The organism is Pseudomonas sp. FSL R10-0056, assembly GCF_009600105.1.
GTDB classification, from domain to species: domain Bacteria; phylum Pseudomonadota; class Gammaproteobacteria; order Pseudomonadales; family Pseudomonadaceae; genus Aquipseudomonas; species Aquipseudomonas bubulae.
Genome location: NZ_WIWL01000078.1, coordinates 1 through 22,609, shown reverse-complemented (window position 1 = coordinate 22,609; position 22,609 = coordinate 1). Strand labels below are relative to the sequence as shown.

General features: G+C 58.1%; 21 protein-coding genes. 14 read left to right on the top strand and 7 right to left on the bottom strand.

Annotation, left to right across the window (positions count from 1 at the left end; all coding sequences use genetic code 11):
• Positions 1 to 15 precede the first annotated feature (15 nt).
• The 4 genes from GHO42_RS03945 to dksA all read right to left on the bottom strand — a co-directional run bounded on the left by GHO42_RS03945 (position 16) and on the right by dksA (position 4,706).
• Positions 16 to 2,970, bottom strand: a complete 2,955-nt coding sequence (locus GHO42_RS03945) for a sensor histidine kinase (protein ID WP_176464293.1) — start codon at positions 2,968 to 2,970, stop codon at positions 16 to 18.
• Positions 2,954 to 3,130 (bottom strand): hypothetical protein, encoded by a 177-nt coding sequence (locus tag GHO42_RS03940; protein ID WP_003176118.1) that lies wholly within the window; start codon positions 3,128 to 3,130, stop codon positions 2,954 to 2,956. The genes GHO42_RS03945 and GHO42_RS03940 overlap by 17 nt, the downstream gene beginning before the upstream one ends.
• A gap of 78 nt (positions 3,131 to 3,208) precedes the next feature.
• Entirely contained in the window at positions 3,209 to 4,096 is an 888-nt protein-coding gene (gene gluQRS, locus GHO42_RS03935; protein WP_095025613.1) for a tRNA glutamyl-Q(34) synthetase GluQRS, read from the bottom strand.
• A gap of 169 nt (positions 4,097 to 4,265) precedes the next feature.
• Positions 4,266 to 4,706: an RNA polymerase-binding protein DksA gene (dksA, locus tag GHO42_RS03930; protein WP_016783419.1), complete on the bottom strand. Its 441-nt coding sequence runs from the start codon at positions 4,704 to 4,706 to the stop codon at positions 4,266 to 4,268.
• 322 nt (positions 4,707 to 5,028) lie between these two features.
• Between dksA and GHO42_RS03925 the strand changes: the two genes are divergently transcribed.
• Both GHO42_RS03925 and sfsA read left to right on the top strand, forming a co-directional pair.
• Complete coding sequence (locus GHO42_RS03925) at positions 5,029 to 6,201, top strand: pyridoxal phosphate-dependent aminotransferase (protein ID WP_095002570.1); 1,173 nt, start codon at positions 5,029 to 5,031, stop codon at positions 6,199 to 6,201.
• Positions 6,201 to 6,908: a DNA/RNA nuclease SfsA gene (gene sfsA, locus GHO42_RS03920; RefSeq protein ID WP_095002571.1), complete on the top strand. Its 708-nt coding sequence runs from the start codon at positions 6,201 to 6,203 to the stop codon at positions 6,906 to 6,908. The genes GHO42_RS03925 and sfsA overlap by 1 nt, the downstream gene beginning before the upstream one ends.
• Here the strand turns inward: sfsA and GHO42_RS03915 are convergent.
• Positions 6,891 to 7,229, bottom strand: a complete 339-nt coding sequence (locus GHO42_RS03915; RefSeq protein WP_095002572.1) for a Rieske 2Fe-2S domain-containing protein — start codon at positions 7,227 to 7,229, stop codon at positions 6,891 to 6,893. The two genes, sfsA and GHO42_RS03915, sit on opposite strands and share 18 nt — an antisense overlap.
• A gap of 166 nt (positions 7,230 to 7,395) precedes the next feature.
• On the opposite strand from GHO42_RS03915, the gene GHO42_RS03910 reads away from it, so the two are divergent.
• Genes GHO42_RS03910 through GHO42_RS03900 form a run of 3 tightly spaced genes read left to right on the top strand, consistent with a single transcriptional unit; the run spans position 7,396 to position 10,072 of the window.
• The gene (locus GHO42_RS03910) at positions 7,396 to 8,271 is read left to right on the top strand and encodes a hemin ABC transporter substrate-binding protein (protein ID WP_138738790.1); all 876 of its coding nucleotides are present in this window, start codon (positions 7,396 to 7,398) and stop codon (positions 8,269 to 8,271) included.
• A gap of 50 nt (positions 8,272 to 8,321) precedes the next feature.
• Complete coding sequence (locus tag GHO42_RS03905; RefSeq protein ID WP_169917069.1) at positions 8,322 to 9,305, top strand: iron ABC transporter permease; 984 nt, start codon at positions 8,322 to 8,324, stop codon at positions 9,303 to 9,305.
• Entirely contained in the window at positions 9,305 to 10,072 is a 768-nt protein-coding gene (locus tag GHO42_RS03900; RefSeq protein WP_095002575.1) for a heme ABC transporter ATP-binding protein, read from the top strand. The genes GHO42_RS03905 and GHO42_RS03900 overlap by 1 nt, the downstream gene beginning before the upstream one ends.
• 221 nt (positions 10,073 to 10,293) lie before the next feature.
• Here GHO42_RS03900 and GHO42_RS03895 read toward each other — a convergent pair whose 3' ends face one another.
• Positions 10,294 to 10,566 carry a TfoX/Sxy family protein gene (locus GHO42_RS03895; RefSeq protein WP_095002576.1) on the bottom strand — a complete coding sequence of 91 codons (273 nt, stop codon included), beginning with the start codon at positions 10,564 to 10,566 and terminating at the stop codon, positions 10,294 to 10,296.
• Between the two features lie 312 nt (positions 10,567 to 10,878).
• Positions 10,879 to 12,435 (bottom strand): bifunctional aminoglycoside phosphotransferase/ATP-binding protein, encoded by a 1,557-nt coding sequence (locus tag GHO42_RS03890; RefSeq protein ID WP_178126959.1) that lies wholly within the window; start codon positions 12,433 to 12,435, stop codon positions 10,879 to 10,881.
• A 116-nt stretch (positions 12,436 to 12,551) separates the two neighbouring features.
• Here GHO42_RS03890 and mrcB point away from each other — a divergent pair, with 116 nt between their 5' ends.
• The 9 genes from mrcB to msrQ all read left to right on the top strand — a co-directional run bounded on the left by mrcB (position 12,552) and on the right by msrQ (position 22,352).
• On the top strand, positions 12,552 to 14,876 hold the full coding sequence (gene mrcB / locus GHO42_RS03885; RefSeq protein ID WP_095020690.1) for a penicillin-binding protein 1B: 2,325 nt from the start codon (positions 12,552 to 12,554) through the stop codon (positions 14,874 to 14,876).
• Positions 14,877 to 14,892: 16 nt separating this feature from the next.
• The gene (locus GHO42_RS03880) at positions 14,893 to 15,630 is read left to right on the top strand and encodes a M48 family metallopeptidase (protein WP_095002579.1); all 738 of its coding nucleotides are present in this window, start codon (positions 14,893 to 14,895) and stop codon (positions 15,628 to 15,630) included.
• A gap of 5 nt (positions 15,631 to 15,635) precedes the next feature.
• Positions 15,636 to 15,965 carry a YqcC family protein gene (locus GHO42_RS03875; protein ID WP_095002592.1) on the top strand — a complete coding sequence of 110 codons (330 nt, stop codon included), beginning with the start codon at positions 15,636 to 15,638 and terminating at the stop codon, positions 15,963 to 15,965.
• Between the two features lie 409 nt (positions 15,966 to 16,374).
• Positions 16,375 to 18,099, top strand: coding sequence for an acetolactate synthase 3 large subunit (locus GHO42_RS03870; protein ID WP_095020695.1), 1,725 nt, complete (start codon positions 16,375 to 16,377; stop codon positions 18,097 to 18,099).
• A 2-nt stretch (positions 18,100 to 18,101) separates the two neighbouring features.
• Positions 18,102 to 18,593 (top strand): acetolactate synthase small subunit, encoded by a 492-nt coding sequence (ilvN, locus tag GHO42_RS03865; protein ID WP_016783407.1) that lies wholly within the window; start codon positions 18,102 to 18,104, stop codon positions 18,591 to 18,593.
• Positions 18,594 to 18,642: 49 nt separating this feature from the next.
• A complete protein-coding gene (gene ilvC / locus GHO42_RS03860; RefSeq protein WP_095002580.1) occupies positions 18,643 to 19,659 on the top strand; it encodes a ketol-acid reductoisomerase in 1,017 nt (338 codons plus the stop codon).
• Between the two features lie 144 nt (positions 19,660 to 19,803).
• Positions 19,804 to 20,661 carry a CDP-diacylglycerol--serine O-phosphatidyltransferase gene (pssA, locus tag GHO42_RS03855; RefSeq protein WP_095002581.1) on the top strand — a complete coding sequence of 286 codons (858 nt, stop codon included), beginning with the start codon at positions 19,804 to 19,806 and terminating at the stop codon, positions 20,659 to 20,661.
• A 63-nt stretch (positions 20,662 to 20,724) separates the two neighbouring features.
• Positions 20,725 to 21,738 (top strand): protein-methionine-sulfoxide reductase catalytic subunit MsrP, encoded by a 1,014-nt coding sequence (gene msrP / locus GHO42_RS03850; protein ID WP_095002582.1) that lies wholly within the window; start codon positions 20,725 to 20,727, stop codon positions 21,736 to 21,738.
• On the top strand, positions 21,738 to 22,352 hold the full coding sequence (gene msrQ / locus GHO42_RS03845; RefSeq protein WP_095018779.1) for a protein-methionine-sulfoxide reductase heme-binding subunit MsrQ: 615 nt from the start codon (positions 21,738 to 21,740) through the stop codon (positions 22,350 to 22,352). Before msrP ends, msrQ begins: the two co-directional genes overlap by 1 nt.
• The last annotated feature ends 257 nt before the right edge of the window (positions 22,353 to 22,609 follow it).

Here is a 22,609-nt window from a genome sequence, read left to right as displayed (position 1 = left end):
GTTCTCTCGACGGTCTCAGTTCACAGCGGACGTCGCTTCGACATGACGCGGTAGTGTCACCCGGATACGGGTTCCGCGTTGGCTGTGAATGTCAGCCGGGCTGTCGATGGTGATTTGTCCATAATGCTCTTCAACGATGGAATAGACCAGTGCAAGGCCCAGACCTGTACCTTCGCCAGGGTCCTTGGTGGTGAAAAACGGTTCGAACAACCGGTCCATGATGTTCTGCGGAATGCCAGTGCCTTCATCTTCCACGATAAGGTCGACGGTGTGCTCGCTGGCCTCGCTCTTGACCCGTACGGCACTGCCGGCAGGCGTCGCGTCGCGGGCGTTGGAGAGCAGGTTGATCAATACCTGGGCGAGCCGCTGCGGGTCGCCGTCGACCCAGTGGTCCGGGTCGCACAGGTTGTAGAATTGCACTTCGAAATTGCGTCGGTTCAGGGCCAGCAGGCCAATGGCATCCTGGGCTACTTCGGCCAGACAGACGGGCTCGTCATTGTGTTGATGGCTGCCGGCATGGGCGAAGCTCATCAGAGACTGGACGATGCGTGAGATGCGTTTGGTCTGTTCAAGTATCTGGCTGCTGATTTCGGTCAGTTCGCTATCGTCTTCGCGTTCCTCGCGCAGGTTCTGCGCCAGGCAGGCAATGCCGGTGACCGGGTTGCCGATTTCGTGAGCCACCCCTGCCGCCAGCCGCCCGATGCTGGCCAGGCGCTCGGAGTGCACCAGCTTGTCTTCGAGCATCTGGGTTTCCGTCAGGTCCTCGACCAGCAGCACCAGGCCGCTGTTACCCGGTGCCAGCGGCTCGTCAATGGCGGCTTTGTGCAGGTTGAGCCAGCGGGTCTGGCCATCAAGGGCCAGGTGCTGCTTGTGTAAGTGTTCGTCCGGCAGGTCGATAAAACCTTGCAGCAACTCGCGCCATGGATCGCCCAGGGTACCCAGGCGCGAACCCACCACGCGCTGGGCCGGGATGCCGGTCAACTCTTCCATGGCCTTGTTCCACATCAGGATCTCTTGATCCTTGGCCAGTGAACACACGCCCATCGGCAACTCTTGCAGGGTCTGGCGGTGATAACGGCGCAAGGCGTCGAGCTCGGCTGCCAGCCCGGTAAGGCGTGAGTGGTAGTCCTCAAGCCGGCTTTCGATAAAGTGAATGTCCTCGGTAACGTAGTTTTCGCCGCCGGACTTGTAGGGCAAAAAGGTTTCGACCATATCTTGTGCGACGCTGGGGCCCATCAGGCCGGAAAGGTTGGCTTCGATCCTGTCGCGCAGGCGTCGCAAGGCATAGGGGCGACGTTCATCGAAAGGCAGGAAAAGGTCACGCAGCGCCTGTTCGACTTCTTTTTGCGCCGCTTTGGCGCCCAGAGGTTTGGCCAGCTGAGTAGCGAACTCCTGCGGGGAGGCCGCGTGCAGCTCGCGACGTTGCGGGCGGCGTACGTTATCCACAGCACAGGCTTCGGCGGCACTGGCTTCTTCAGGGCTGGCGTTGGTGAACAGGGAAATCAGGGTGAACATCAGCACGTTGGCCGCCAGCGAGGCGATGGCTGCCATGTGCCAGCTGGTATCGTCCAGCACATAGATCATGTTCAACCACGGGATATAGAAGCCCTGGAAGTTGCCGATCAGCGGGAACAGCATGCTCGCCATCCACACCAGTATCCCGGCCAGCAGACCGGCAATAAAGCCACGTCGGTTGGCCGTCGGCCAGTACAGTACCGAGAGCACGCCCGGCAAAAACTGCAACGTGGCGACAAAGGCCACGATGCCGAGGTTGGCCAGATCCTGCTCGGCGCCCAGCAGCAGGTAGAAGCCGTAGCCGGCCATGATAATGGCAACGATCAGGGCGCGGCGGGTCCACTTCAGCCAGCGGTAGATATTACCTTCGGCGGGCGGTTGATAAAGCGGCAGCACCAGGTGGTTGAGGGCCATGCCCGAAAGCGCCAGGGTGGTGACGATAATCAGCCCGCTGGAGGCCGAAAGCCCGCCCACATAAGCCAGCAGCGCCAGGGGTTTGCTGTTGGCGGCAATACCGATACCGAGTGTGAAGTATTCCGGATTGGTGGTGGCGCCCAGCTTGAGGCCGGCCCACAGGATCAGCGGCACGGCCAGGCTCATCAGCAACAGGAACAACGGCAGGCCCCAGCTGGCGCTGACCAGCCCGCGCGGGTTGAGGTTCTCGGTGAAGGTCATGTGATACATGTGCGGCATCACAATGGCCGAGGCGAAAAATACCAGCAGCAGGGTGCGCCATGGCCCTTCTTGAAGTGGTGTGTGCAGTGCGGCGAGGGCGGTCTGGTTTTGCAGCAGCCAGACTTCCAGCTGTTGCGGGCCATCGAACACGCCATAAAGCGCGTAAAGACCCACACCGCCAATGGCGATCAGCTTGATCACCGACTCAAAGGCAATGGCGAATACCAGGCCTTCGTGTTTCTCACGGGTGGCTATATGCCGAGAGCCGAAGAAGATCGTAAACAGGGTGATCAGTGCGCAGAAGCTTAGGGCTACGCGGTGTTGCACCGGCTCGCGGGTGAGGATGCTGATGGAGTCGGCCACGGCCTGGATTTGCAGGGCCAATAGCGGTAACACGCCTATCAGCATGAAAATCGTGGTCAGAGCTCCGGCCCAGGTGCTGCGGAAGCGAAAGGCGAACAGGTCGGCCAGCGATGAGAGCTGGTAGGTGCGGGTGATTTTTAGAATGGGGTAAAGCAACACAGGCGCCAGCAGAAAAGCCCCGGAAACCCCAAGGTAGCTGGACAAAAAGCCGTAGCCATATTCGTAAGCCAGCCCCACTGTGCCGTAGAACGCCCAGGCACTGGCGTAAACGCCCAAAGACAGGGTGTAGGTCAGCGGGTGACGAATGATTGCGCGCGGGATCATGCCGCGTTCACTGATCCAGGCCACGCCAAACAGCACCAGCAGGTAGGCGGCGCTGATCAGGATCATCTGGGTCAGGCTAAAGCTCATCGGCATCTTTTTGGCTCTGCAGAATAAAGGTCACAACGATCAGAATCAGCCAGAGCAGATAGGGCCGGTACCAGGCGCCTGTCGCATCGATCCACCAATCCATGATGGCGGGAGAAAACAGGTAGATCCCGACAACCAGCAACAGGACCAATCGATAGATATACATCCCGCCCTCACTTTTACAGGCCGCATGCCCAAAAACGTGCGGCGATGGTAACGGATGGCTGGCAACCTGCAAGGGCTGTCAGCGTAATTGCGCCTCGGCGAGGGTCAGTGTGCGTGGGATATTGGCGGCGTTCCAGTGGGCAATGCCCCAATCCAGCACCTCACGCGGGGTTGCGTCGTTCAAGTGTTGCTCTGTTTTCTGACCCAGAGCACGCAAGGCCCGCAGCAGCAGCGGGGTGGCCTGCTCCGGGGTCAGGGGCGGTGAGCGATAGGATTTGCCGAGTTTGTGGCCATCAGGCTGCACGATCAGCGGCACATGCAGATAGCGCGGTTGTGACAAACCCAGCAACTCTTGCAGGTAAAGTTGGCGCGGGGTGGAGTCGAGCAGGTCGGCGCCACGCACGATATCGGTCACACCCTGGGCGGCATCATCGAGCACCACCGCCAATTGGTAGGCATAGAGTCCGTCGCGGCGACGAATCACGAAATCACCGACATCGCGCCCCAGGTGCTGGCGGAACTCGCCCTGAACCCGGTCGGTGAAGGCATATTCCAGCTCAGGGACGCGAATGCGGATGGCTGCGTTATCCATTGAGTGCCCGGCATTGCGGCAAAAGCCGGGGTAAATGCCGTTGTAACCTTCCAGCTGTTTGCGTGAACAGGTGCAGGCGTAGGCCAGGCCCATGCTGAACAGTCGGTTTAGCACGTGCGCATAGGCTTCGTGGCGCTCGCTTTGACGGACCAGTTCGCCGTCCCATTCAAAACCGTAGCGCTCAAGGGCATCGAGAATCGCGGCCTGGGCGCCGGGCATTTCCCGCGGCGGATCGAGATCTTCCATGCGCAGCAACCAGCGGCCACCTACGGAGCGGGCATCGAGGTATGACGCAAGGGCGGCGACCAACGAGCCAAAATGCAGATGGCCACTGGGCGTTGGGGCGAAGCGCCCGATATAGGAGGGTGCAGTCATGGACGTGGGCCGATTTCTTGTGGGAGCGGGTTTGCTCGCGATGGGGCAACCCGGTTTTGAACCTTTGGCGCGGTGATGCTATCGCGAGCAAGCCCGCTCCCACGCAGGGCACTGAAATTTCACAAACAAAAATGGGGCGTTCGCACGCCCCATCTGGTCAAGTTGGCGATTACTTGCCGACTTGTTTTTCCTTGATTTCAGCCAAGGTCTTGCAGTCTACGCACATGTCGGCAGTAGGGCGGGCCTCGAGTCGACGGATACCGATTTCGACGCCGCAGGATTCGCACCAGCCATATTCTTCGTCTTCAATCAGTTGCAGCGTCTTGTCGATTTTCTTGATCAGCTTGCGCTCGCGATCGCGGGCGCGCAGTTCCAGGCTGAATTCTTCTTCCTGGCTCGCGCGGTCGGATGGGTCAGGAAAGTTTGCCGCTTCGTCTTTCATATGATCAACGGTGCGGTCGACTTCCTGCATCAAGTCCTGTTTCCACTTTTGCAGAATCTTGGTGAAGTGTTTACGCATGGGCTCGCCCATGTACTCTTCACCCTTCTTTTCAACGTAGGGTTCGAAGCCGCTAAGTTGAGTATTCTGTTGCTTTGCTTGTGTGGGCATGAAATGGACCGCCTCTCATTCTTCTAATCCATTGCGCAGGATTGCAACATCACCGACACCTGCCGGCCCTGCGGCTGCAAGCGGGCGAACTTACCAGATCAAATCGGGCTGCGCTACTCCCGCATGTCCAGCCCGTTCTCAGGGTATGTGTGCAGAGCCTGTGGTGCTTGAGATTAGTGGCTAATTAATAATTTTAGTCGAGCTATGACTAAAGGCCGGGTTGTTTGGTTCTATCGGCAAGTGGGCTAAGACCGTAATTAGCTCTCTCTTATAGCACTGCTTGGGTAGAATCGGCTTTTTGCTTACCCAGGAAGGCAGGCTCATGGCTCAGTCATACAGTGCGCGCAGCCGCGCAATCGAACCGTTCCACGTGATGGCGTTGTTGGCGCGGGCCAATGAGTTGCAGGCTGCCGGGCACGATGTGATTCACCTGGAAATCGGCGAGCCGGACTTCACCACGGCCGAGCCGATCATTGCTGCCGGCCAGGCTGCCCTGGCCGCCGGCAAAACCCGTTATACCGCCGCCCGTGGCCTGCCGGAACTGCGTGAAGCGATCAGCGGGTTTTACCGGCAGCGCTATGGCTTGAATATCGACCCCGGGCGAATTCTTATAACGCCCGGTGGTTCTGGTGCCCTGTTACTGGCTTCCAGCCTGCTGGTTGATCCGGGTAAACACTGGTTGCTAGCAGACCCAGGCTACCCATGTAACCGACATTTCCTGCGTTTGGTAGAGGGGGCGGCCCAACTGGTGCCTGTAGGTCCCGATGTGCGCTATCAACTCACAGCCGAACTGGTCGAACGCCACTGGAACCAGGACAGCGTAGGCGCGTTGGTGGCGTCCCCGGCCAATCCGACCGGCACACTGTTGAGTCGTGACGAACTGGCAGCCCTGTCTGCAGCGGTCAAGGCCCGCAATGGGCATCTGGTGGTGGATGAGATCTATCACGGCCTGACCTATGGCTGTGATGCGGCGAGTGTGCTGGAAGTTGATGACAGCGCGTTTGTGCTTAATAGTTTTTCCAAGTATTTCGGCATGACCGGCTGGCGCCTGGGCTGGCTGGTGGCGCCGCCTGAGGCAGTGGCCGACCTGGAGAAACTCGCACAGAATCTCTATATCAGCGCGCCAAGCATGGCCCAGTACGCAGCATTGGCCTGCTTCGAACCGCAGACCCTGGCGATTCTGGAAGAGCGTCGGGCCGAGTTTGGCCGTCGTCGCGATTTCCTGTTGCCGGCCTTGCGCGAGCTGGGCTTTGGCATTGCGGTTGAGCCTGAAGGTGCGTTTTACCTGTATGCCGACATCAGCGCGTTTGGCGGTGATGCCTTCGCGTTTTGTCAGCATTTTCTGGAAACCCAGCACATCGCCTTTACCCCAGGCCTGGATTTCGGCCGTTACAAATCCGGGCATCACGTACGCTTTGCCTATACCCAAAATTTGCCACGCCTGCAGGAAGCTGTTGAGCGGATTGCCCGTGGCCTCAAGAGCTGGAAGGGCTGATGCGTTTTTCACCTGAACTGGAAGAAGGGCGCCTGATCAAGCGCTATAAGCGCTTTTTGGCGGATATCGAAACCAGCGCCGGCGAGTTGATGACCATCCACTGCCCGAACACCGGTTCCATGCTCAATTGCATGGTCGAGGGTGGTCAGGTGTGGTTCAGTCGTTCCAACGACCCCAAGCGCAAGTTGCCGGGTACCTGGGAAATCAGCCAAACCCCGCAAGGAAGGCTGGCGTGCGTGAACACCGGGCGCGCCAATCACTTGATCGAAGAGGCGCTGCTGGCCGGGGTGATTACCGAGCTGGAGGGTTTTACCGCGCTCAAGCGCGAGGTCCCTTACGGGCAGGAAAAAAGTCGCATCGATTTTCGCCTTGAGTACCCGCAGGGCTTTGCCTATGTCGAGGTCAAGAGTGTCACCCTGGGGTTTGACGGTTCCCGTGTCGCGGCATTTCCGGATGCCGTGACCCAGCGTGGCGCCAAGCATCTGCGCGAGCTGGCGACACTGGCGAAGGAAGGCGTGCGTGCAGTGCAGTTGTATTGCGTCAACCTGACGGGGATCGATGCGGTGCGTCCGGCTGAAGAAATCGACCCGGGTTATGCCGCTGCCCTGCGCGAGGCTGTGGCGGCCGGGGTGCAGGTGCTGGCATATGGGGTCAGCCTGACATCGGATGCTGTAGTGGTTGATCGCCGTCTAGACGTCATCCTCTGAGGCTTGCGGTGTAATCCAGATCCCTTGGCTGTCTTCACGGCAGTCGAGGGCTGTCAGAAATTGTCCCGCGCAGGGCCCGGCCACGCATTCCCCGCTTTCGATCAGGAACAATGCTGCGTGGGTTGAACACTGGATCAGGCTGGCGCTGGGGTCGAGAAACTGGTCGGGTTGCCATTCCAGTGCCACCCCGCGATGGGGACAGCGGTTTTTGTAGGCATACACCCGGCCCTCCCGGCGAGTGATCAGCAGCCGCACTTCATCCAGCTCAAAGCCACGGCTGGTACCTTCGCTCAGTGCGTGCGATGAGCATAAAAACTTCATGACAATCCTTAATAACAGCTAAACGGTTGAGTCGATGACGCGTTTCTGAGCGGGTTAACAGGTTGACGTGCAAATGCAAACAATTATCAAATGGCGGCTTGCTCTGCATGTGCTGTTTTCACAGCGTGGAAATTGTGAGCCCTCTTTATTCAAGGAAAGCCTCTGTATGCGCCTGAGTACCCGCCTGATTACGTTCTGTGCAGGCCTTATGATCAGTCATGTCAGCCTGGCTGGCGAGTTGCCACAACGTTGGGTCAGCGCCGGAGGAGCGCTTTCGGAGTGGGTCAGCGTATTGGGTGCGGAGTCTAAATTGGTTGGGGTCGATACCACCAGCCAGCATCCTGAATCACTCAAGTCGCTGCCCAGTATCGGCTATCAGCGCCAACTCTCGGCAGAAGGTGTCCTGAGCCTGAAGCCGGATGTGCTGATCGGCACTGAAGAAATGGGCCCGGCCGCGGTGTTGTTGCAGATTCGCGGTGCCGGTGTGCCGGTGGAGATGTTTTCGGCCCAGGCAGACCTTGCCAGCCTTGAGGGCACCTTGCAGCATTTGGGGCGCCTGCTGGGGGATGAGGCGCAGGCAGCGCAAGTGTTCAAGGACTACCAGCAGCAACTGGAAGAGCATCAACAGCAGGTCAAGGCCGCACAAGCCAGTCATCAGGCACCCGGGGTATTGCTACTGTTGGGCCATGCCGGTGGTAAACCGATGATTGCTGGCAAAGATACGGCGGCGGACTGGCTGCTGACGCAAGCGGGGGGACATAACTTGGCGACCCACAGCGGTTACAAGCCGTTTTCTGTGGAAGCGCTGGCGGGGCTCAACCCTGAAGTGCTGGTATTTGCCGATCGCAGCCTGACCGGTGAGGCGGCGCGCAAAGCGCTTATGAAAGAAAACCCGGTATTGGCATCTATACGCGCCGCTAAAAATGGCCGTGTCTATGAGCTGGACCCGACGCTGCTGGTGGGTGGCCTGGGGCCGCGTCTGCCGGAACGTCTGAAGCAACTGACGGCTGAGTTCTATCCCGCGGCTCCGGTCAGCCAATGAGGACGTTGGTTAAACCCCGGGCCCTGTTTACAGGTTTGAGCGCGTTGTGCCTGTTGTCGATCTGGCTGTCGCTGGCACTGGGGCCGGTGAGCCTGCCGTTGTTTGACACCTTGCGCGCGGCACTGCGCCTGATCGGGGTGCCGATTGCGGGTGAAGGCCTGGAGCAGGCCGAATTGATCCTGGGGCAGATCCGCTTGCCGCGAACCTTGTTGGGGCTGGCGGTGGGTGGCGTGCTGGCGCTCTCAGGTGTAGCCATGCAGGGGTTGTTTCGCAACCCGCTGGCCGATCCGGGGTTGGTCGGCGTATCCAGTGGCGCAGCCCTCGGGGCGGCGATCGCGATTGTCGGCGGGGCTGCTTTTGGCGGGTTGCCGGAAGTGATGGGCCCGTACTTGCTGTCGCTGTGTGCGTTTATCGGTGGTTTGGGGGTGACGGCGCTGGTGTATCGGTTGGGCCGGCGCAACGGTCAGACCAATGTGGCGGTGATGTTGCTTGCGGGCATTGCCCTGACAGCCTTGGCTGGTTCTGCTGTGGGTTTGTTTACCTATCTCGCCGATGACGCGACCTTGCGCACCCTGACATTCTGGAACCTGGGCAGTCTCAATGGCGCCAGCTATGCACGGCTGTGGCCACTGTTGATTGTGACGGTGGGGGTCGCACTGTGGCTGCCCCGGCGGGCGAACGCGCTCAATGCACTGCTGTTGGGGGAATCCGAAGCCAATCACCTGGGCATCGACGTTGAAGGCCTGAAGCGCGAACTGGTGTTCTGCACGGCCCTGGGGGTGGGGGCCGCTGTGGCAGCGGCAGGCATGATTGGCTTTATCGGGCTGGTGGTGCCGCATCTGGTACGACTGCTGGCGGGGCCTGATCACCGGGTGCTGTTGCCTGCTTCGGTACTGGCGGGGGCCACCTTGTTGCTGTTTGCCGACTTGATCGCTCGCCTCGCGCTGGCGCCAGCCGAACTGCCCATCGGGATTGTTACTGCGTTTCTCGGTGCACCTTTCTTCCTGTATTTGCTGATGCGAGGACGCCACTGATGCTGCGTACGGAAAACCTGCAGATCCGTCGCGATCAGAAAATCGTGCTGGCGGATGTCACCCTTGATGTACGCCCGGGGGAAGTACTGGGTGTGCTCGGCCCCAATGGCGCGGGTAAAAGTACCCTGCTGGCGGCCTTGTGCGGGGAGCTGGCGCCGAGTGGCGGGCAGGTCTGGCTGGATGAGCTGGCCTTGAGCCACTGGAAGGGCGCGCAGCGGGCACAACGCCTCGCTGTCCTGCCGCAAACCTCGACCCTGGATTTTGCCTTTCGCGTTGAAGAAGTGGTGGGCATGGGCCGACTGCCTCATCAGACGGGTCGCACTCGCGACGCCGAAATAATCCATGAGGCATTGCAGGCCGCCGATGTTGAGCATCTTGCGGGGCGCAGTTACCTGGCCTTATCGGGGGGCGAGCGTCAGCGTGTGCATCTGGCACGGGTACTGGCGCAATTATGGCCGGGGCAAAACGGGCAGACCCTGTTGCTTGATGAACCCACTTCAATGCTCGACCCCTTGCATCAGCACACCACGCTCAAGGCCATTCGGGCATTTGCTGATCGCGGCGCTGCGGTGTTGATCATCCTGCATGACCTTAACCTGGCGGCGCGTTACTGTGACCGCTTGCTCTTGCTGGAACAGGGGCGCCCACGGGCTCTGGATTGCCCGCAAGCGGTATTGCAGCCGGATGAACTCAAGGCCGTGTTTGGGCTCGATGTTTTAGTGCAGCCGCACCCGGAGCTGGGTTGCCCGATGGTAATTGCTCGCTGAGCAGCCGCCCAAGCACTTTTCCACAGGCAAAAAAAGACCCGGCAAGAGCCGGGTCAAATAACCGTGATTAGCCTGATGAGGAGATTTTCTGAGAGTCCGAACCAAGGGCCTTTCAGAAGATCGACTGGTCTCGCGACCAGATGGCGTAATCATAACAATTCTCATTACCAAGTCAGCAACTGTTTTTTACCGTTCATCGTGTTCGTTGCCAGCCTGCCGTATCAGGCCTTTTTCAGTGTGGCCAGATGCTCGACTTGCTGATTGAGGGCCTCTTTGCGTTCTGCAGGAATATCGTTCCAGTGAACATCCAGCAGGGCACCTTCGATAGCATATAAAAGTACTTTGGAGGCTCTGAACCCTCGGGCCTTCACCGCCCGGTAGGCATCCACTGCGCCCAGGCGCTTCAAGTCCGCGGCACTGTGAATGCCAACAGCGTGCAGCCATTGTGAAGAGGTCTTGCCAAGATTTTTCAAATGCTGGAGTTCATCGTTCATCAGCTCTCCTTGCGACGGCGTGAGCTCAGCGTTTACGGGGTATGTTGACTCTATTGAGTGTAGCGCTCAGTAGGAAATTCGTAGTCCGTTAGTCGGTTTTGGAACAAGGCGGAGTTGGAATTGAGCGAATGTGCAGTAGTAAGGCGCAAATCAGTTCCCTGGACCCAAGAGGGTAGAGCGCCCATGGCCATTCAATCGACCTTGGCGACTGTGAAACGCCAGCGCCGGAGCTGATGTCGTATTTGTGTTAACGGGCGATGTTACGCAGGTAAACGCCGTGAAACCGTTGCGGTTCCACGGCGAACATGGACCTTACAGGCCCGGCAAGCGCTGGCGAATGTCGGCAATCAGAGTGTCGAGGCTTTTGCTGTTGTGGGTTTCAACTCGCTTGCTGCGCAGGATTTCATCAGCGCCCAGCGCTTCGCGGCTGGCTTGCTGAGCGTTGACTACTTCCAGGGTGGCGTCAGACGGGTCGGTACCCACGGACTTGCGATGGGCCAGCCAGCCTTCGATCACGGCGTCCGGGGCGGTGCAGTCAAGGATCAGGCAAGGAACACCTGTCGCTTCGGCCACTTTGGCGGCCGCATCGCGCTGCTCACGCTTGAGGTAGGTGGCATCGATCACCACCGGGAAGCCCGCACGCAGGACGATGCCGGCCAGTTCATGCAGTTTATTGTAGGTAGCTGCGCTGGCGTCGGCGTTGTAGATGCCATCGCCGACTGCGTTTTCTGCCGTCTGCTGACCGAACAGTTGCTTGCGGATGACGTCTGAGCGCAGGCGAATCGCCCCCAAAGCTTCAACCAGTCGCATGGCTACCGAGCTTTTACCTACAGCCGAAACACCGTGCGTAATGGTCAGAAAACGCGAAGGAATCGTGCTGTAGCTCTCTGCCAGGTTCGCGTAGTTGCGGTATTGACGCAGAGTGGCTGCGCGCTGCACCGGGCTGGCTTCGGCAGGCATGCTGAACAGGCTGACTTTGGCGCGAACCAGTGCGCGGTAGGCCTTGTAGAAGTTCAGCAGCTCCAGGCCCTGATAATCACCGGTCAGTTCCAGGTACTGGCTGACGAATCGGCGGGCCAGGCATTTCAGGCCGCGGTCTTCGAGGTCCATCGCCAGGAAGGCGGTATCGGCGTAGACGTCGGTGAAGCGGAACGGTTCGTTGAACTCGATGCAGTCGAAAATCACTACTTTGCCGTCAATCATCGTGGCATTGCCCAGGTGAATGTCACCGTGGCATTCGCGAATGAAGCCTTGGGCCTTGCGCTGTTCGAACAGCGGCTTGAGGCGGGTGAAGCTGGCCTCTGCCCAGGCCTGGAGTGCTTCCAGTTGCAACAGGTCGGCTTTGTCCGAAAGGAACGGGCGAATTTGTTCGAAGTTCTGACGAACCGGGTCCATTACCGCCTCAGGCGTGCCCTGGTAGTGTGCAGCAGGCACATGGGGCGCCTGCATGTGGAAGCGGGCGATCTGCTGGGCCATTTCGTCGACATGGCCGGCATTCAGTTCGCCATTGGCTTGCAGTGTGCTCAGCAGCTGGCTTTGCGGGAACTGGCGCATTTTCAACGCGTATTCAATGGCCGGGCCTTCACCACCGAATGCTGGTACGTCGGCGCTGCCGGTGATCGGCAGCACGTCCAGGTACAGGCCTTCGGTCAGGCGCTGGTTGAGACGCAACTCTTCATTGCAGAAGTGTTCACGGCCACTGAGTTCGGTGAAGTCAAGAAAGCCGAAGTTGACCGGTTTCTTCAATTTATAGGCATACGGCCCGGTAAGGATGACCCAGGAGATATGCGTCTCGATAACCTGAAATCCTTCGACTTCATGGGGATAGAGGTCCGGGTTTTGCAGGGCGGCAATCAGGTTCTGGCTCACGGTTGATCCTTCAAGGTCGGGAATATTCGATGCGCCATTATGGCGGCTGGCAGCGGGAGTGCAAACCGCCGGGCTGCGCATGATGAACATGAATAAAGTGCGTATAATCTCGCGCCATGACTCGTACCCGATCTCCTCGTTCCCGTTCCAAACGTCCCTCTGGCGGCCTCAGGCCCTGGCTGGGCTGGGCAATCAAGCTCAGTCTGGTCGGCCTGGTGGTGCTGGCAGGTTTTGCCGTCTATCTGGATGCCATCGTTCAGGAGAAATTCTCCGGAAAGCGCTGGACCATCCCGGCCAAGGTGTATGCGCGCCCGCTGGAGCTGTTCGTCGGCCAGAAGCTGAGCAAGAACGACTTCCTCACCGAGCTCGATGCGCTGGGTTATCGCCGTGAAAGCGTGGCCAACGGCCCGGGCGCGGCATCCGTCAATGGCAACACGGTTGACCTCAATACCCGTGGCTTTCAGTTTTATGAAGGTGCCGAGCAGGCGCAGCCGGTGCGGGTAAGATTTTCTGGCGACTATGTTGCCGAGCTTTCCTCGACCAATGGTTCCAAACTGCCGGTGGTGCGCCTTGAGCCGCTGCTGATTGGCGGCATGTACCCGAAAAACCTTGAAGACCGGATCCTGATCAATATTGATCAGGTACCGCCGTTTCTGCTGGAAACCCTGGTCACCGTCGAGGACAGGGACTTCTATCACCATTTCGGGGTGTCGCCCAAGTCGATTGCACGCGCCATGTGGGTCAATACCTCGGCCGGGCAAATGCGCCAGGGCGGCAGTACCTTGACCCAGCAACTGGTCAAGAACTTCTACCTGACCAACGAACGCAGCCTGAGCCGCAAGCTGACCGAAGCAATGATGGCGCTGCTGCTTGAGTTGCACTATGACAAGCGCGAAATCCTTGAGGCGTACCTCAACGAGGTGTTTGTCGGCCAGGACGGTCAACGCGCGGTGCACGGTTTCGGTCTGGCCAGCCAGTTCTTCTTCAGCCAGCCGCTGGCCGAGCTCAAGTTGCACCAGGTAGCACTGCTGGTCGGTATGGTTAAAGGGCCCTCGGCCTATAACCCGCGGCGTTACCCCGAGCGTGCGCTTGTACGACGTAATCTGGTGCTCGACCTGCTCGAGCAGCAAGGTGTTGCAACGCCCGAGCAAGTGGCTGCAGCGAAAAAAATGCCTTTGGGCGTGACCAAGCGCGGCAGTCTGGCAGACAGCTCGTTCCCGGGGTTCCTGGATCTGGTCAAGCGTCAGCTGCGTGAAGACTACCGCGACGAAGACTTGACCGAAGAAGGGCTGCGAATCTTCACCAGCTTCGACCCGATCCTGCAGATGAAGTCCGAAGCTGCGGTGGGCGAGACCTTCAAGCGTCTGGCCGGGCGCAAGGGCGCGGATGAAGTGGAAGCCGCCATGGTGGTGACCAACCCTGAAACCGGCGAAGTCCAGGCACTGATCGGCAGTCGTGCGCCAGGCTACGCAGGTTTCAACCGTGCACTGGATGCGGTGCGACCGATTGGCTCGCTGATCAAGCCTGCGGTCTATCTCACAGCACTTGAGCGGCCGAGCAAGTACACGCTGACCAGTTGGCTGTCGGATGAGCCATTGTCGATCAAAGGCGCTGATGGTCAGATCTGGAAGCCTCAGAACTATGACCGCCGCTCTCACGGTACGATTTTCCTCTATCAGTCCATGATGAACTCCTACAACCTCGGTACGGTAAGGCTGGGGCAGGAAGTCGGCGTGCCTAATGTACTCAAGACCCTGGCGCGACTGGGTGTGGAGCGCGAGTTTCCGGCATTCCCGTCCATGTTGCTGGGGGCTGGTGCCTTGAGCCCGATGGAAGTGGCGACCATGTACCAGACCTTGGCCAACGGCGGCTTCAATACGCCGATGCGCGGCATTCGCAGCGTGCTGACAGCCGAAGGCGAGCCGCTCAAACGTTACCCGTTCCAGATCCAGCAACGCTTTGATCCGGGCTCGATCTTTCTGATCCAGAACGCCATGCAGCATGTGATGCGCGAAGGTACGGGGCGCTCGGTTTATAACGTGCTGCCCAAGAGTCTCGCGTTGGCGGGCAAGACCGGCACCAGTAACGATTCTCGTGACAGCTGGTTTGCCGGCTTTAGCCAGGACTTGCTGGCAGTGGTCTGGCTGGGGCGCGATGACAACGGCAAAACCCCGTTCACGGGGGCAACCGGTGCCTTGCAGGTGTGGACCAGCTTTATGAAGAAGGCTGACCCGCTGCCGCTCGACATGCCTCAGCCCGATAACATTGTGCAGGCCTGGATTGATCCGCATACCGGTCAAGGATCGGATGCCGGCTGCCCTGGCGCGGTACAGATGCCGTATATTCGCGGCAGTGAACCGCCAGCTGGTGCCAGTTGTGGTGGGCAAGAGCCCGCCACCGGTGAAGCCGTGATGGATTGGGTCAAGGGCTGGTTGAATTAAGCAAAGAGGGTATGACGTGAATAAGTTGTGGATTGCGGCTGTTTCAGCCCTGGCTTTGCTCAATGGTTGTGCCAGCGTGCCGCAGGGGTCCATCCCTGTGGTCGATTCTGGTGTTGCGGTGTCGAATAACGAGCGTGTTTCGGCCCAGCGTACGGCGGGGAATTATCCACAGGCCACTGCGCCGCGTGCCGCTCAGGCACGTACGATTACCGAGGACTCGGGGGTTGTGGTGATGATTCCGGGCGGCGCTGCCAGCGTGTCGACGCCGATCAGCACCCAGCCATTTACGCCGGGGCCGATCACCCCCGGCCCTGCCGCAGCCCCCATCAGCACGGGTAGCTACACACCGGGCGCGGCCTACAGTGCCCCGACGGCCATTACCCCCAGCGGCATTCCGTCGAACAGCGGCGGCCTGGCTGCCGACGAGCAACTGGATGGCCCGGTGCTGGCGCTGCTTACCACCGCTCAGCAACAACAGGCGAGCGGCGACTTGAACGGCGCTTCATCGAGCCTTGAACGTGCCCAGCGCGTGGCCCCTCGTGAGCCTCAGGTGCTTTATCGTCTGGCTCAGGTGCGTATGGCCCAGGGCGATGCCGCCCAGGCTGAGCAGTTTGCCCGCCGTGGTTTGACGTTCGCCAGCGGTCGTCCGGATTTGCAGGCGAGCTTGTGGGGTTTGATTGCCCAGGCCCGTGAGAAACAAGGTGATGCCGCTGGCGCTGCATTGGCCCGTCAAAAAGCCAAGGTGAGCCTCTGATGGTCATGGATGCACGCACATCTGAAGTTGCCGGGTTCCTGCTGCTGATCGAACACGAAATGCGCACCCAGGGCTTGTGGAGTGACAAGGTCCCGACCGAACACGACCTTTCCAGCCTGGAGCCGTTCAGTGTCGATCGCCTGGATTTTGAGCAATGGGTGCAGTGGATCTTCCTGCCGAAGATGAAAACCATCGTCGAACGGGGGCAGCCTCTGCCCAGTGTCTCGGGTATTTGGCATATGGCTGAGCATGTGTTTGCCCAGCGTCGTGGCAACTGGAAACCCTTGCTCAAGCATTTCCAAGACTTTGACCACCTGATCAGCCCTGCCTCCTGAGGTCATGGCTGCCAGTTTTTACTGGCAGCCATCCATTTTCTTGTTGGCTTCTGTCATTTTGCGCGTTTTTTTGTGCGTTCCTGTCGATTTATGCAAATAAATTGAATTGATGGCTTGACTTGGACAGGCCTAATGACAAGAATCGAACTCCCGCTGTAGAGGGGCTGCCAGAAGCAGGCTCTCTCAGCAGATCATGAGGCGCACACCCGCGCCGACCTGTTACACCCGCAACGCGTTACCTCGCGCTGGGTGGGAAACCCCCGCAATACTTGGGGAGTTCCCAATACTTGCTCAGTCAGTGCTGACGTAGTCGGCGACCACCGTCGCTCATGCTCTGCTGAAAAGTAAACCTATTAAGACCCGTTCGTATTTTTGTGGACGGTATTCTGGCGTTTTAGAGGTGAACAACGTGGAGCTTTTGTCTGGTGGTGAGATGCTCGTCCGCTTTTTGCGCGACGAAGGTGTCAAATATATCTACGGGTACCCAGGTGGTGCTCTCCTGCATGTCTACGACGCACTGTTCAAAGAGCCGGAAGTTACCCACATCCTGGTTCGTCATGAACAAGCTGCAACCCATATGGCTGACGGCTACGCCCGTGCCACCGGTAAAGCCGGTGTAGTACTGGTGACTTCCGGGCCGGGTGCTACCAACGCCATCACCGGTATTGCCACTGCCTACATGGACTCCATTCCGATGGTGATCATTTCGGGCCAGGTGCCTAGTACCATGGTCGGAACTGATGCCTTCCAGGAAACCGACATGATCGGTATCTCCCGGCCCATCGTGAAGCACAGCTTCATGATCAAGCATGCTTCGGAAATCCCGGAAGTCATGAAAAAGGCGTTCTACCTGGCGCAATCCGGCCGTCCTGGTCCGGTCGTGGTCGATATCCCGAAAGACATGACCAACCCGGCCGAAAAATTCGAATACGTTTTCCCGAAAAAAGCCAAGCTGCGCTCCTACAGCCCGGCCTTGCGTGGCCACTCCGGCCAGATCCGCAAGGCGGCAGAGATGCTGCTGGCGGCCAGGCGCCCTGTGCTTTACGCAGGCGGCGGGGTTATTTTGGGCGGTGGCTCGGAGCCACTGACCGAGCTGGCAAAAATGCTCAACGTGCCCGTGACCAATACGCTGATGGGTCTGGGTGCATACCCTGGCACCGACCGTCAGTTTATCGGCATGCTTGGCATGCATGGCAGCTTCACGGCCAACATGGCGATGCACAACGCAGACGTGATCCTTGCGGTAGGTGCGCGCTTCGATGACCGGGTCATCAACGGCCCGTCCAAGTTCTGCCCGAATGCCAAGATCATCCATATCGATATCGACCCGGCGTCCATCTCCAAAACCATCAAGGCGGACGTGCCGATCGTAGGCCCTGTTGAGAGCGTGCTGACCGAAATGGTCGCCATCCTCAAGGACATCGGCGACAAGCCAAACCCGGAAGCGGTTGCCAACTGGTGGAAGCAAATCGACGAGTGGCGCGGAGACGGTGACCTGTTCCCTTACAACAAGGGTGACGGCAGCCAGATCAAGCCTCAGGCTGTTATCGAGATGCTCTGCGAAGTGACCAAGGGCGATGCCTATGTAACGTCCGATGTGGGGCAGCACCAGATGTTCGCGGCCCAGTACTACCGCTTCAATAAGCCCAACCGCTGGATCAACTCCGGAGGCCTGGGCACCATGGGCTTCGGTTTCCCGGCTGCGATGGGGGTAAAACTGAGCTTCCCTGATGCTGACGTTGCCTGCGTGACAGGCGAGGGCAGTATTCAGATGAACATTCAGGAATTGTCCACCTGTCTGCAGTACGGCTTGCCCGTCAAAATCGTCAGCCTCAACAACGGAGTGCTGGGGATGGTGCGTCAGTGGCAGGACATGAACTACGGCAGTCGTCACTCCCATTCGTATATGGAATCGCTGCCTGATTTCGTCAAGCTGGCTGAAGCTTACGGGCATGTAGGTATCCGGATCACCGATCTGAAAGACCTCAAGCCGAAAATGGAAGAAGCCTTTGCCATGAAGGATCGCCTGGTGTTCCTGGATATTCAGGTTGATACCAGTGAGCACGTTTATCCGATGCAGATCAAAGATGGCTCCATGCGCGACATGTGGCTGAGCAAGACGGAGCGTACTTAATCATGCGGCACATTATTTCCTTGCTTCTTGAAAACGAACCGGGCGCATTGTCTCGCGTTGTCGGGCTTTTTTCGCAACGCAACTACAACATCGAAAGCCTGACCGTGGCACCAACAGAAGACCCGACCCTGTCGCGTCTGACCCTGACCACGGTGGGGCATGATGAAGTGATCGAGCAGATCACCAAAAACCTGAACAAGCTGATCGAAGTGGTCAAGCTGGTGGATCTGTCGGAAAGCGCTCACATCGAGCGCGAACTGATGTTGGTCAAGGTCAAGGCAACGGGTGCACAGCGTGCAGAAATCAAACGCACCACGGATATTTTCCGTGGGCAGATCGTTGATGTCAGCGCCAGTGTGTATACCGTGCAGTTGACAGGCACCAGTGAGAAGCTCGACAGTTTCATTCAGTCGATTGGAACCGCCTCGATCCTGGAAACAGTTCGCAGTGGCGTCACCGGGATTGCCCGTGGCGACAAAGTACTCAGCATCTAAAACTAACAAGTGCTAATTGGCCTGAATGGCCTGGATATAAGGGAAAATCATGAAAGTTTATTACGACAAAGACTGCGACCTTTCGATCATCCAGGGCAAAAAAGTAGCCATCATCGGTTACGGCTCCCAGGGTCACGCTCAAGCCTGCAACCTGAAAGATTCCGGCGTTGACGTTACCGTTGGCCTGCGCAAGGGTTCGGCCACTGTCGCCAAGGCTGAAGCTCATGGCCTGAAAGTAACTGACGTTGCCAGCGCTGTTGCCGCTGCGGACCTGGTCATGATTCTGACCCCGGACGAGTTCCAGTCCGCGCTGTACAAAAATGAAATCGAACCGAACATCAAGAAGGGCGCCACCCTGGCCTTCTCCCACGGTTTCGCGATTCACTACAACCAGGTTGTGCCGCGTGCCGACCTCGACGTGATCATGATCGCGCCAAAAGCGCCAGGTCACACCGTTCGTTCCGAGTTCGTACGTGGCGGTGGTATCCCTGACCTGATCGCTATCTACCAGGATGCGTCGGGCAACGCCAAGAACCTGGCCCTGTCTTATGCTTCGGGCGTAGGCGGCGGTCGTACCGGCATCATCGAAACCACGTTCAAGGACGAAACCGAAACCGACCTGTTCGGCGAGCAGGCAGTTCTGTGTGGCGGTACTGTTGAATTGGTTAAGGCTGGCTTTGAAACTCTGGTTGAAGCCGGTTACGCGCCAGAAATGGCTTACTTCGAGTGCCTGCACGAATTGAAGTTGATCGTTGACCTCATGTACGAAGGCGGTATCGCCAACATGAACTACTCGATCTCCAACAACGCCGAATACGGCGAGTACGTGACTGGCCCTGAGGTCATCAACGCTGAATCCCGTCAGGCAATGCGTAACGCTCTGAAACGCATCCAGGACGGTGAATACGCGAAAATGTTCATCAGCGAGGGTGCTACCGGCTACCCTTCGATGACTGCCAAGCGTCGCAACAACGCCGCTCACGGTATCGAAGTCATTGGCGGGCAACTGCGCTCGATGATGCCTTGGATCGGCGCCAACAAAATCGTTGACCAGGCAAAGAACTAAGTTCCCAGCCTGTAGAGAAAACGCGGCCTAGGCCGCGTTTTTTCGTTTAAGCGGCGGCTTCTGGTATAAAGCAGGATCGTTTGCGGGTGCGTGTTGGCCCCAAGCTTCTACCGAAACTTTCCATATCGTTGCAAGGTAATGTCCATGAGCGAACGTCCCGAAGAGCCAAAAGCGGCTTCAGACGCCGATAGCCTGCTGCCTATCGATGAGCATGTCGAAGAAGGGCATGACGCCGAAGGCCGAAAAGTCCGGCATCGTGGTATCTATCTGCTGCCGAACCTTTTCACCACTGCGAACCTGTTCGCCGGTTTTTACTCCATCATCAGTTCCATGAGTGCGCAAAGTGCCATGAGTGCGGGTGATACTGCTGGGGCCAGCAAATACTTTGCCTTTGCAGCCATCGCCATTTTTGTCGCCATGGTGCTCGACGGCCTTGATGGCCGTGTAGCCCGCATGACCAATACCGAAAGTGCCTTTGGTGCCGAGTACGATTCCTTGTCGGACATGGTTGCCTTTGGTGTTGCCCCTGCGTTGCTGGCTTTTGGCTGGGCACTGGGGGACATGGGCAAGGTCGGCTGGATGGTTGCCTTCATCTATGTTGCGGGCGCGGCGTTGCGTCTGGCGCGTTTCAATACCCAGGTAGGTACAGCGGACAAACGCTACTTTATCGGCCTGGCCAGCCCGGCGGCGGCTGGTGTGGTGGCGGGTATCGTATGGGCATTCAGTGATTACGGTATTCAGGGGTCGAAAATGTCGTTCCTGGTTGCCTTGCTCGTAGCGGCTGCCGGCATGCTGATGGTCAGCAATATCAAGTACAACAGCTTCAAGGAACTGGACTTGAAAGGGCGTGTTCCTTTTGTGGCGATTCTGGCTGTGGTGCTGGTCTTCGCGGTTGTGTTCAGCGATCCGCCGCGCATTCTGTTGCTGGCCTTCCTGGCATATGCGGCATCGGGGCCGATCCAGTACTTGCTGCGTTTGCGTCGTAACAAAAACGCCGAGTGATGTAATTTCTCCCATACTCCGTAGTCTATTGGTGCATCAGCCCTCCAATACTGCGGAGTTGTCATGCTCATCAAGCTGCCTAAAGCGTCCGACTGCAAAGAGTCGGACGTTACGCCTGAATCCTTCTATTTATCCCGTCGTGCATTGTTGGGCAGTTCGCTTGCCGGATTGGCTGTGGGCGCGCTTCCACGCTTGGCCAGTGCCGAAGATGCGGTGCGCTATGCAGATGTTGAACCGGGCAAGGCTCCAGCCTGGTTTGCCGACAAGCTAGCGCAGACCAAATGGCAGGCCGTCACGGTGAAGGGGGAGGCGATCACGCCTTTCAAGGATGCGACCCACTACAACAACTTCTATGAATTCGGCACTGACAAGGGGGATCCGGCGCAAAATGCTGGTGCCTTGAAAACCGAGCCCTGGACTGTGGTAGTCGACGGGGAGGTGGGCAAACCGGGTCGTTACGCGCTGGAAGACTTCATGAAGCCTTATCAGTTGGAGGAGCGGATTTATCGTCTGCGTTGTGTAGAGGCCTGGTCGATGGTGATCCCGTGGATGGGATTTCCCATTTCGGCATTGCTCAAGCAGGTGGAGCCAACCTCCAAAGCCAGGTACATCCGTTTTGAAACATTGCAGGATCCCAAGGTCATGCCGGGGCAGCGTTCGGGTTTTGCATTGATTGACTGGCCGTATGTAGAAGGGTTACGGCTGGATGAGGCGATGAATCCGTTGGCGATTTTGGCGGTGGGCATGTATGGCCGCGAATTGCCCAATCAAAATGGCGCGCCGCTACGGTTGGTGGTGCCCTGGAAGTATGGTTTCAAAAGCGTGAAATCCATCGTGCGTATCAGTCTGGTCGAGGATCAGCCAAAAACCACCTGGCAAAGCATTGCTGCGGATGAGTACGGCTTCTATGCCAACGTGAATCCGCAAGTTGATCATCCGCGTTGGACACAGGCGCGTGAGCGACGCTTGCCGAGCGGTCTGTTCAGTCCCAATGTGCGCGATACGCAGATGTTCAACGGTTACGCCGATGAGGTTGCTTCTTTATATACAGGCCTGGATCTGCGGAAGAACTACTGATGAAGCATCTACCTTGGCGCCTTGGCGTCTTTATCGTGGTGGCCATCTGGCCTTTGTATTGGTTGTACGAGGCCTGGATCTTTGCCTTGGGGCCAGACCCGGGAAAGGTGTTGGTCGATCGTCTGGGGCTGGGAACGTTGATACTGCTGTTGGTGACGTTGAGCATGACGCCGATGCATAGACTGACGGGCTGGTCGGGCTGGGTCACGGTGCGTCGACAGCTCGGCTTGTGGTGTTTTGCCTATGTGGTGCTGCATCTGTGTGCCTACCTGACTTTCGTGCTGGGGTTTGACTGGTCGCAGTTGGGTGTTGAGCTAAGCAAGCGTCCCTACATTATTGTCGGCAGCCTGGGGTTCTTGTGTTTACTGGCGTTGGCGGTGACGTCGAATCGCTACAGTCAGCGACGCTTGGGCACGCGCTGGAAGAAGCTCCATCGTCTGGTGTATGTGGTAGTGGGCTTGGGGTTGCTGCATATGCTCTGGATAGTGCGGGCGGACCTCAAGGAATGGTCGATTTATGCCTGTATAGGTGTAGGTCTGCTGGCACTGCGCATACCGATGGTGAAGAGCCGGATTCCGCGTCTATATAAGAAGAAATCAGCTTCTGCGATTTAAGTTCAAATTAGTGCTTGACCCTAGATTCAAACGGCCTATAATTCGCCCCACTTCCGGCGCAGTCGAAACGGAAAACTCCTTGAGTTTCAATGAGTTGGACGGTTTTCCGCGGTGTCAGCTTCAAGTCATCGAAGCAGGAAATGAGGTGTTGACAGCAGCGTGTAACGCTGTAGAATTCGACTCCCGCTAACGAGAGATCGAAAGCGCAAGTGGTTGATGTTACAGAGGAAACTTTGAAAACATCTTAAAATAACCGC

What these genes read in the sequence shown, in the direction of transcription:
- sfsA (WP_095002571.1), top strand. Translation starts at nt 6,201, where the DNA reads ATGCGTTTTTCACCTGAACTGGAAGAAGGGCGCCTGATCAAGCGCTAT.
- GHO42_RS03915 (WP_095002572.1), bottom strand. Translation starts at nt 7,229, where the DNA reads ATGAAGTTTTTATGCTCATCGCACGCACTGAGCGAAGGTACCAGCCGT.
- GHO42_RS03895 (WP_095002576.1), bottom strand. Translation starts at nt 10,566, where the DNA reads ATGAACGATGAACTCCAGCATTTGAAAAATCTTGGCAAGACCTCTTCA.
- gluQRS (WP_095025613.1), bottom strand. Translation starts at nt 4,096, where the DNA reads ATGACTGCACCCTCCTATATCGGGCGCTTCGCCCCAACGCCCAGTGGC.
- mrcB (WP_095020690.1), top strand. Translation starts at nt 12,552, where the DNA reads ATGACTCGTACCCGATCTCCTCGTTCCCGTTCCAAACGTCCCTCTGGC.
- GHO42_RS03910 (WP_138738790.1), top strand. Translation starts at nt 7,396, where the DNA reads ATGCGCCTGAGTACCCGCCTGATTACGTTCTGTGCAGGCCTTATGATC.
- GHO42_RS03945 (WP_176464293.1), bottom strand. Translation starts at nt 2,970, where the DNA reads ATGCCGATGAGCTTTAGCCTGACCCAGATGATCCTGATCAGCGCCGCC.
- msrP (WP_095002582.1), top strand. Translation starts at nt 20,725, where the DNA reads ATGCTCATCAAGCTGCCTAAAGCGTCCGACTGCAAAGAGTCGGACGTT.
- GHO42_RS03925 (WP_095002570.1), top strand. Translation starts at nt 5,029, where the DNA reads ATGGCTCAGTCATACAGTGCGCGCAGCCGCGCAATCGAACCGTTCCAC.
- dksA (WP_016783419.1), bottom strand. Translation starts at nt 4,706, where the DNA reads ATGCCCACACAAGCAAAGCAACAGAATACTCAACTTAGCGGCTTCGAA.
- GHO42_RS03900 (WP_095002575.1), top strand. Translation starts at nt 9,305, where the DNA reads ATGCTGCGTACGGAAAACCTGCAGATCCGTCGCGATCAGAAAATCGTG.
- msrQ (WP_095018779.1), top strand. Translation starts at nt 21,738, where the DNA reads ATGAAGCATCTACCTTGGCGCCTTGGCGTCTTTATCGTGGTGGCCATC.
- ilvN (WP_016783407.1), top strand. Translation starts at nt 18,102, where the DNA reads ATGCGGCACATTATTTCCTTGCTTCTTGAAAACGAACCGGGCGCATTG.
- GHO42_RS03875 (WP_095002592.1), top strand. Translation starts at nt 15,636, where the DNA reads ATGGATGCACGCACATCTGAAGTTGCCGGGTTCCTGCTGCTGATCGAA.
- GHO42_RS03940 (WP_003176118.1), bottom strand. Translation starts at nt 3,130, where the DNA reads ATGTATATCTATCGATTGGTCCTGTTGCTGGTTGTCGGGATCTACCTG.
- ilvC (WP_095002580.1), top strand. Translation starts at nt 18,643, where the DNA reads ATGAAAGTTTATTACGACAAAGACTGCGACCTTTCGATCATCCAGGGC.
- pssA (WP_095002581.1), top strand. Translation starts at nt 19,804, where the DNA reads ATGAGCGAACGTCCCGAAGAGCCAAAAGCGGCTTCAGACGCCGATAGC.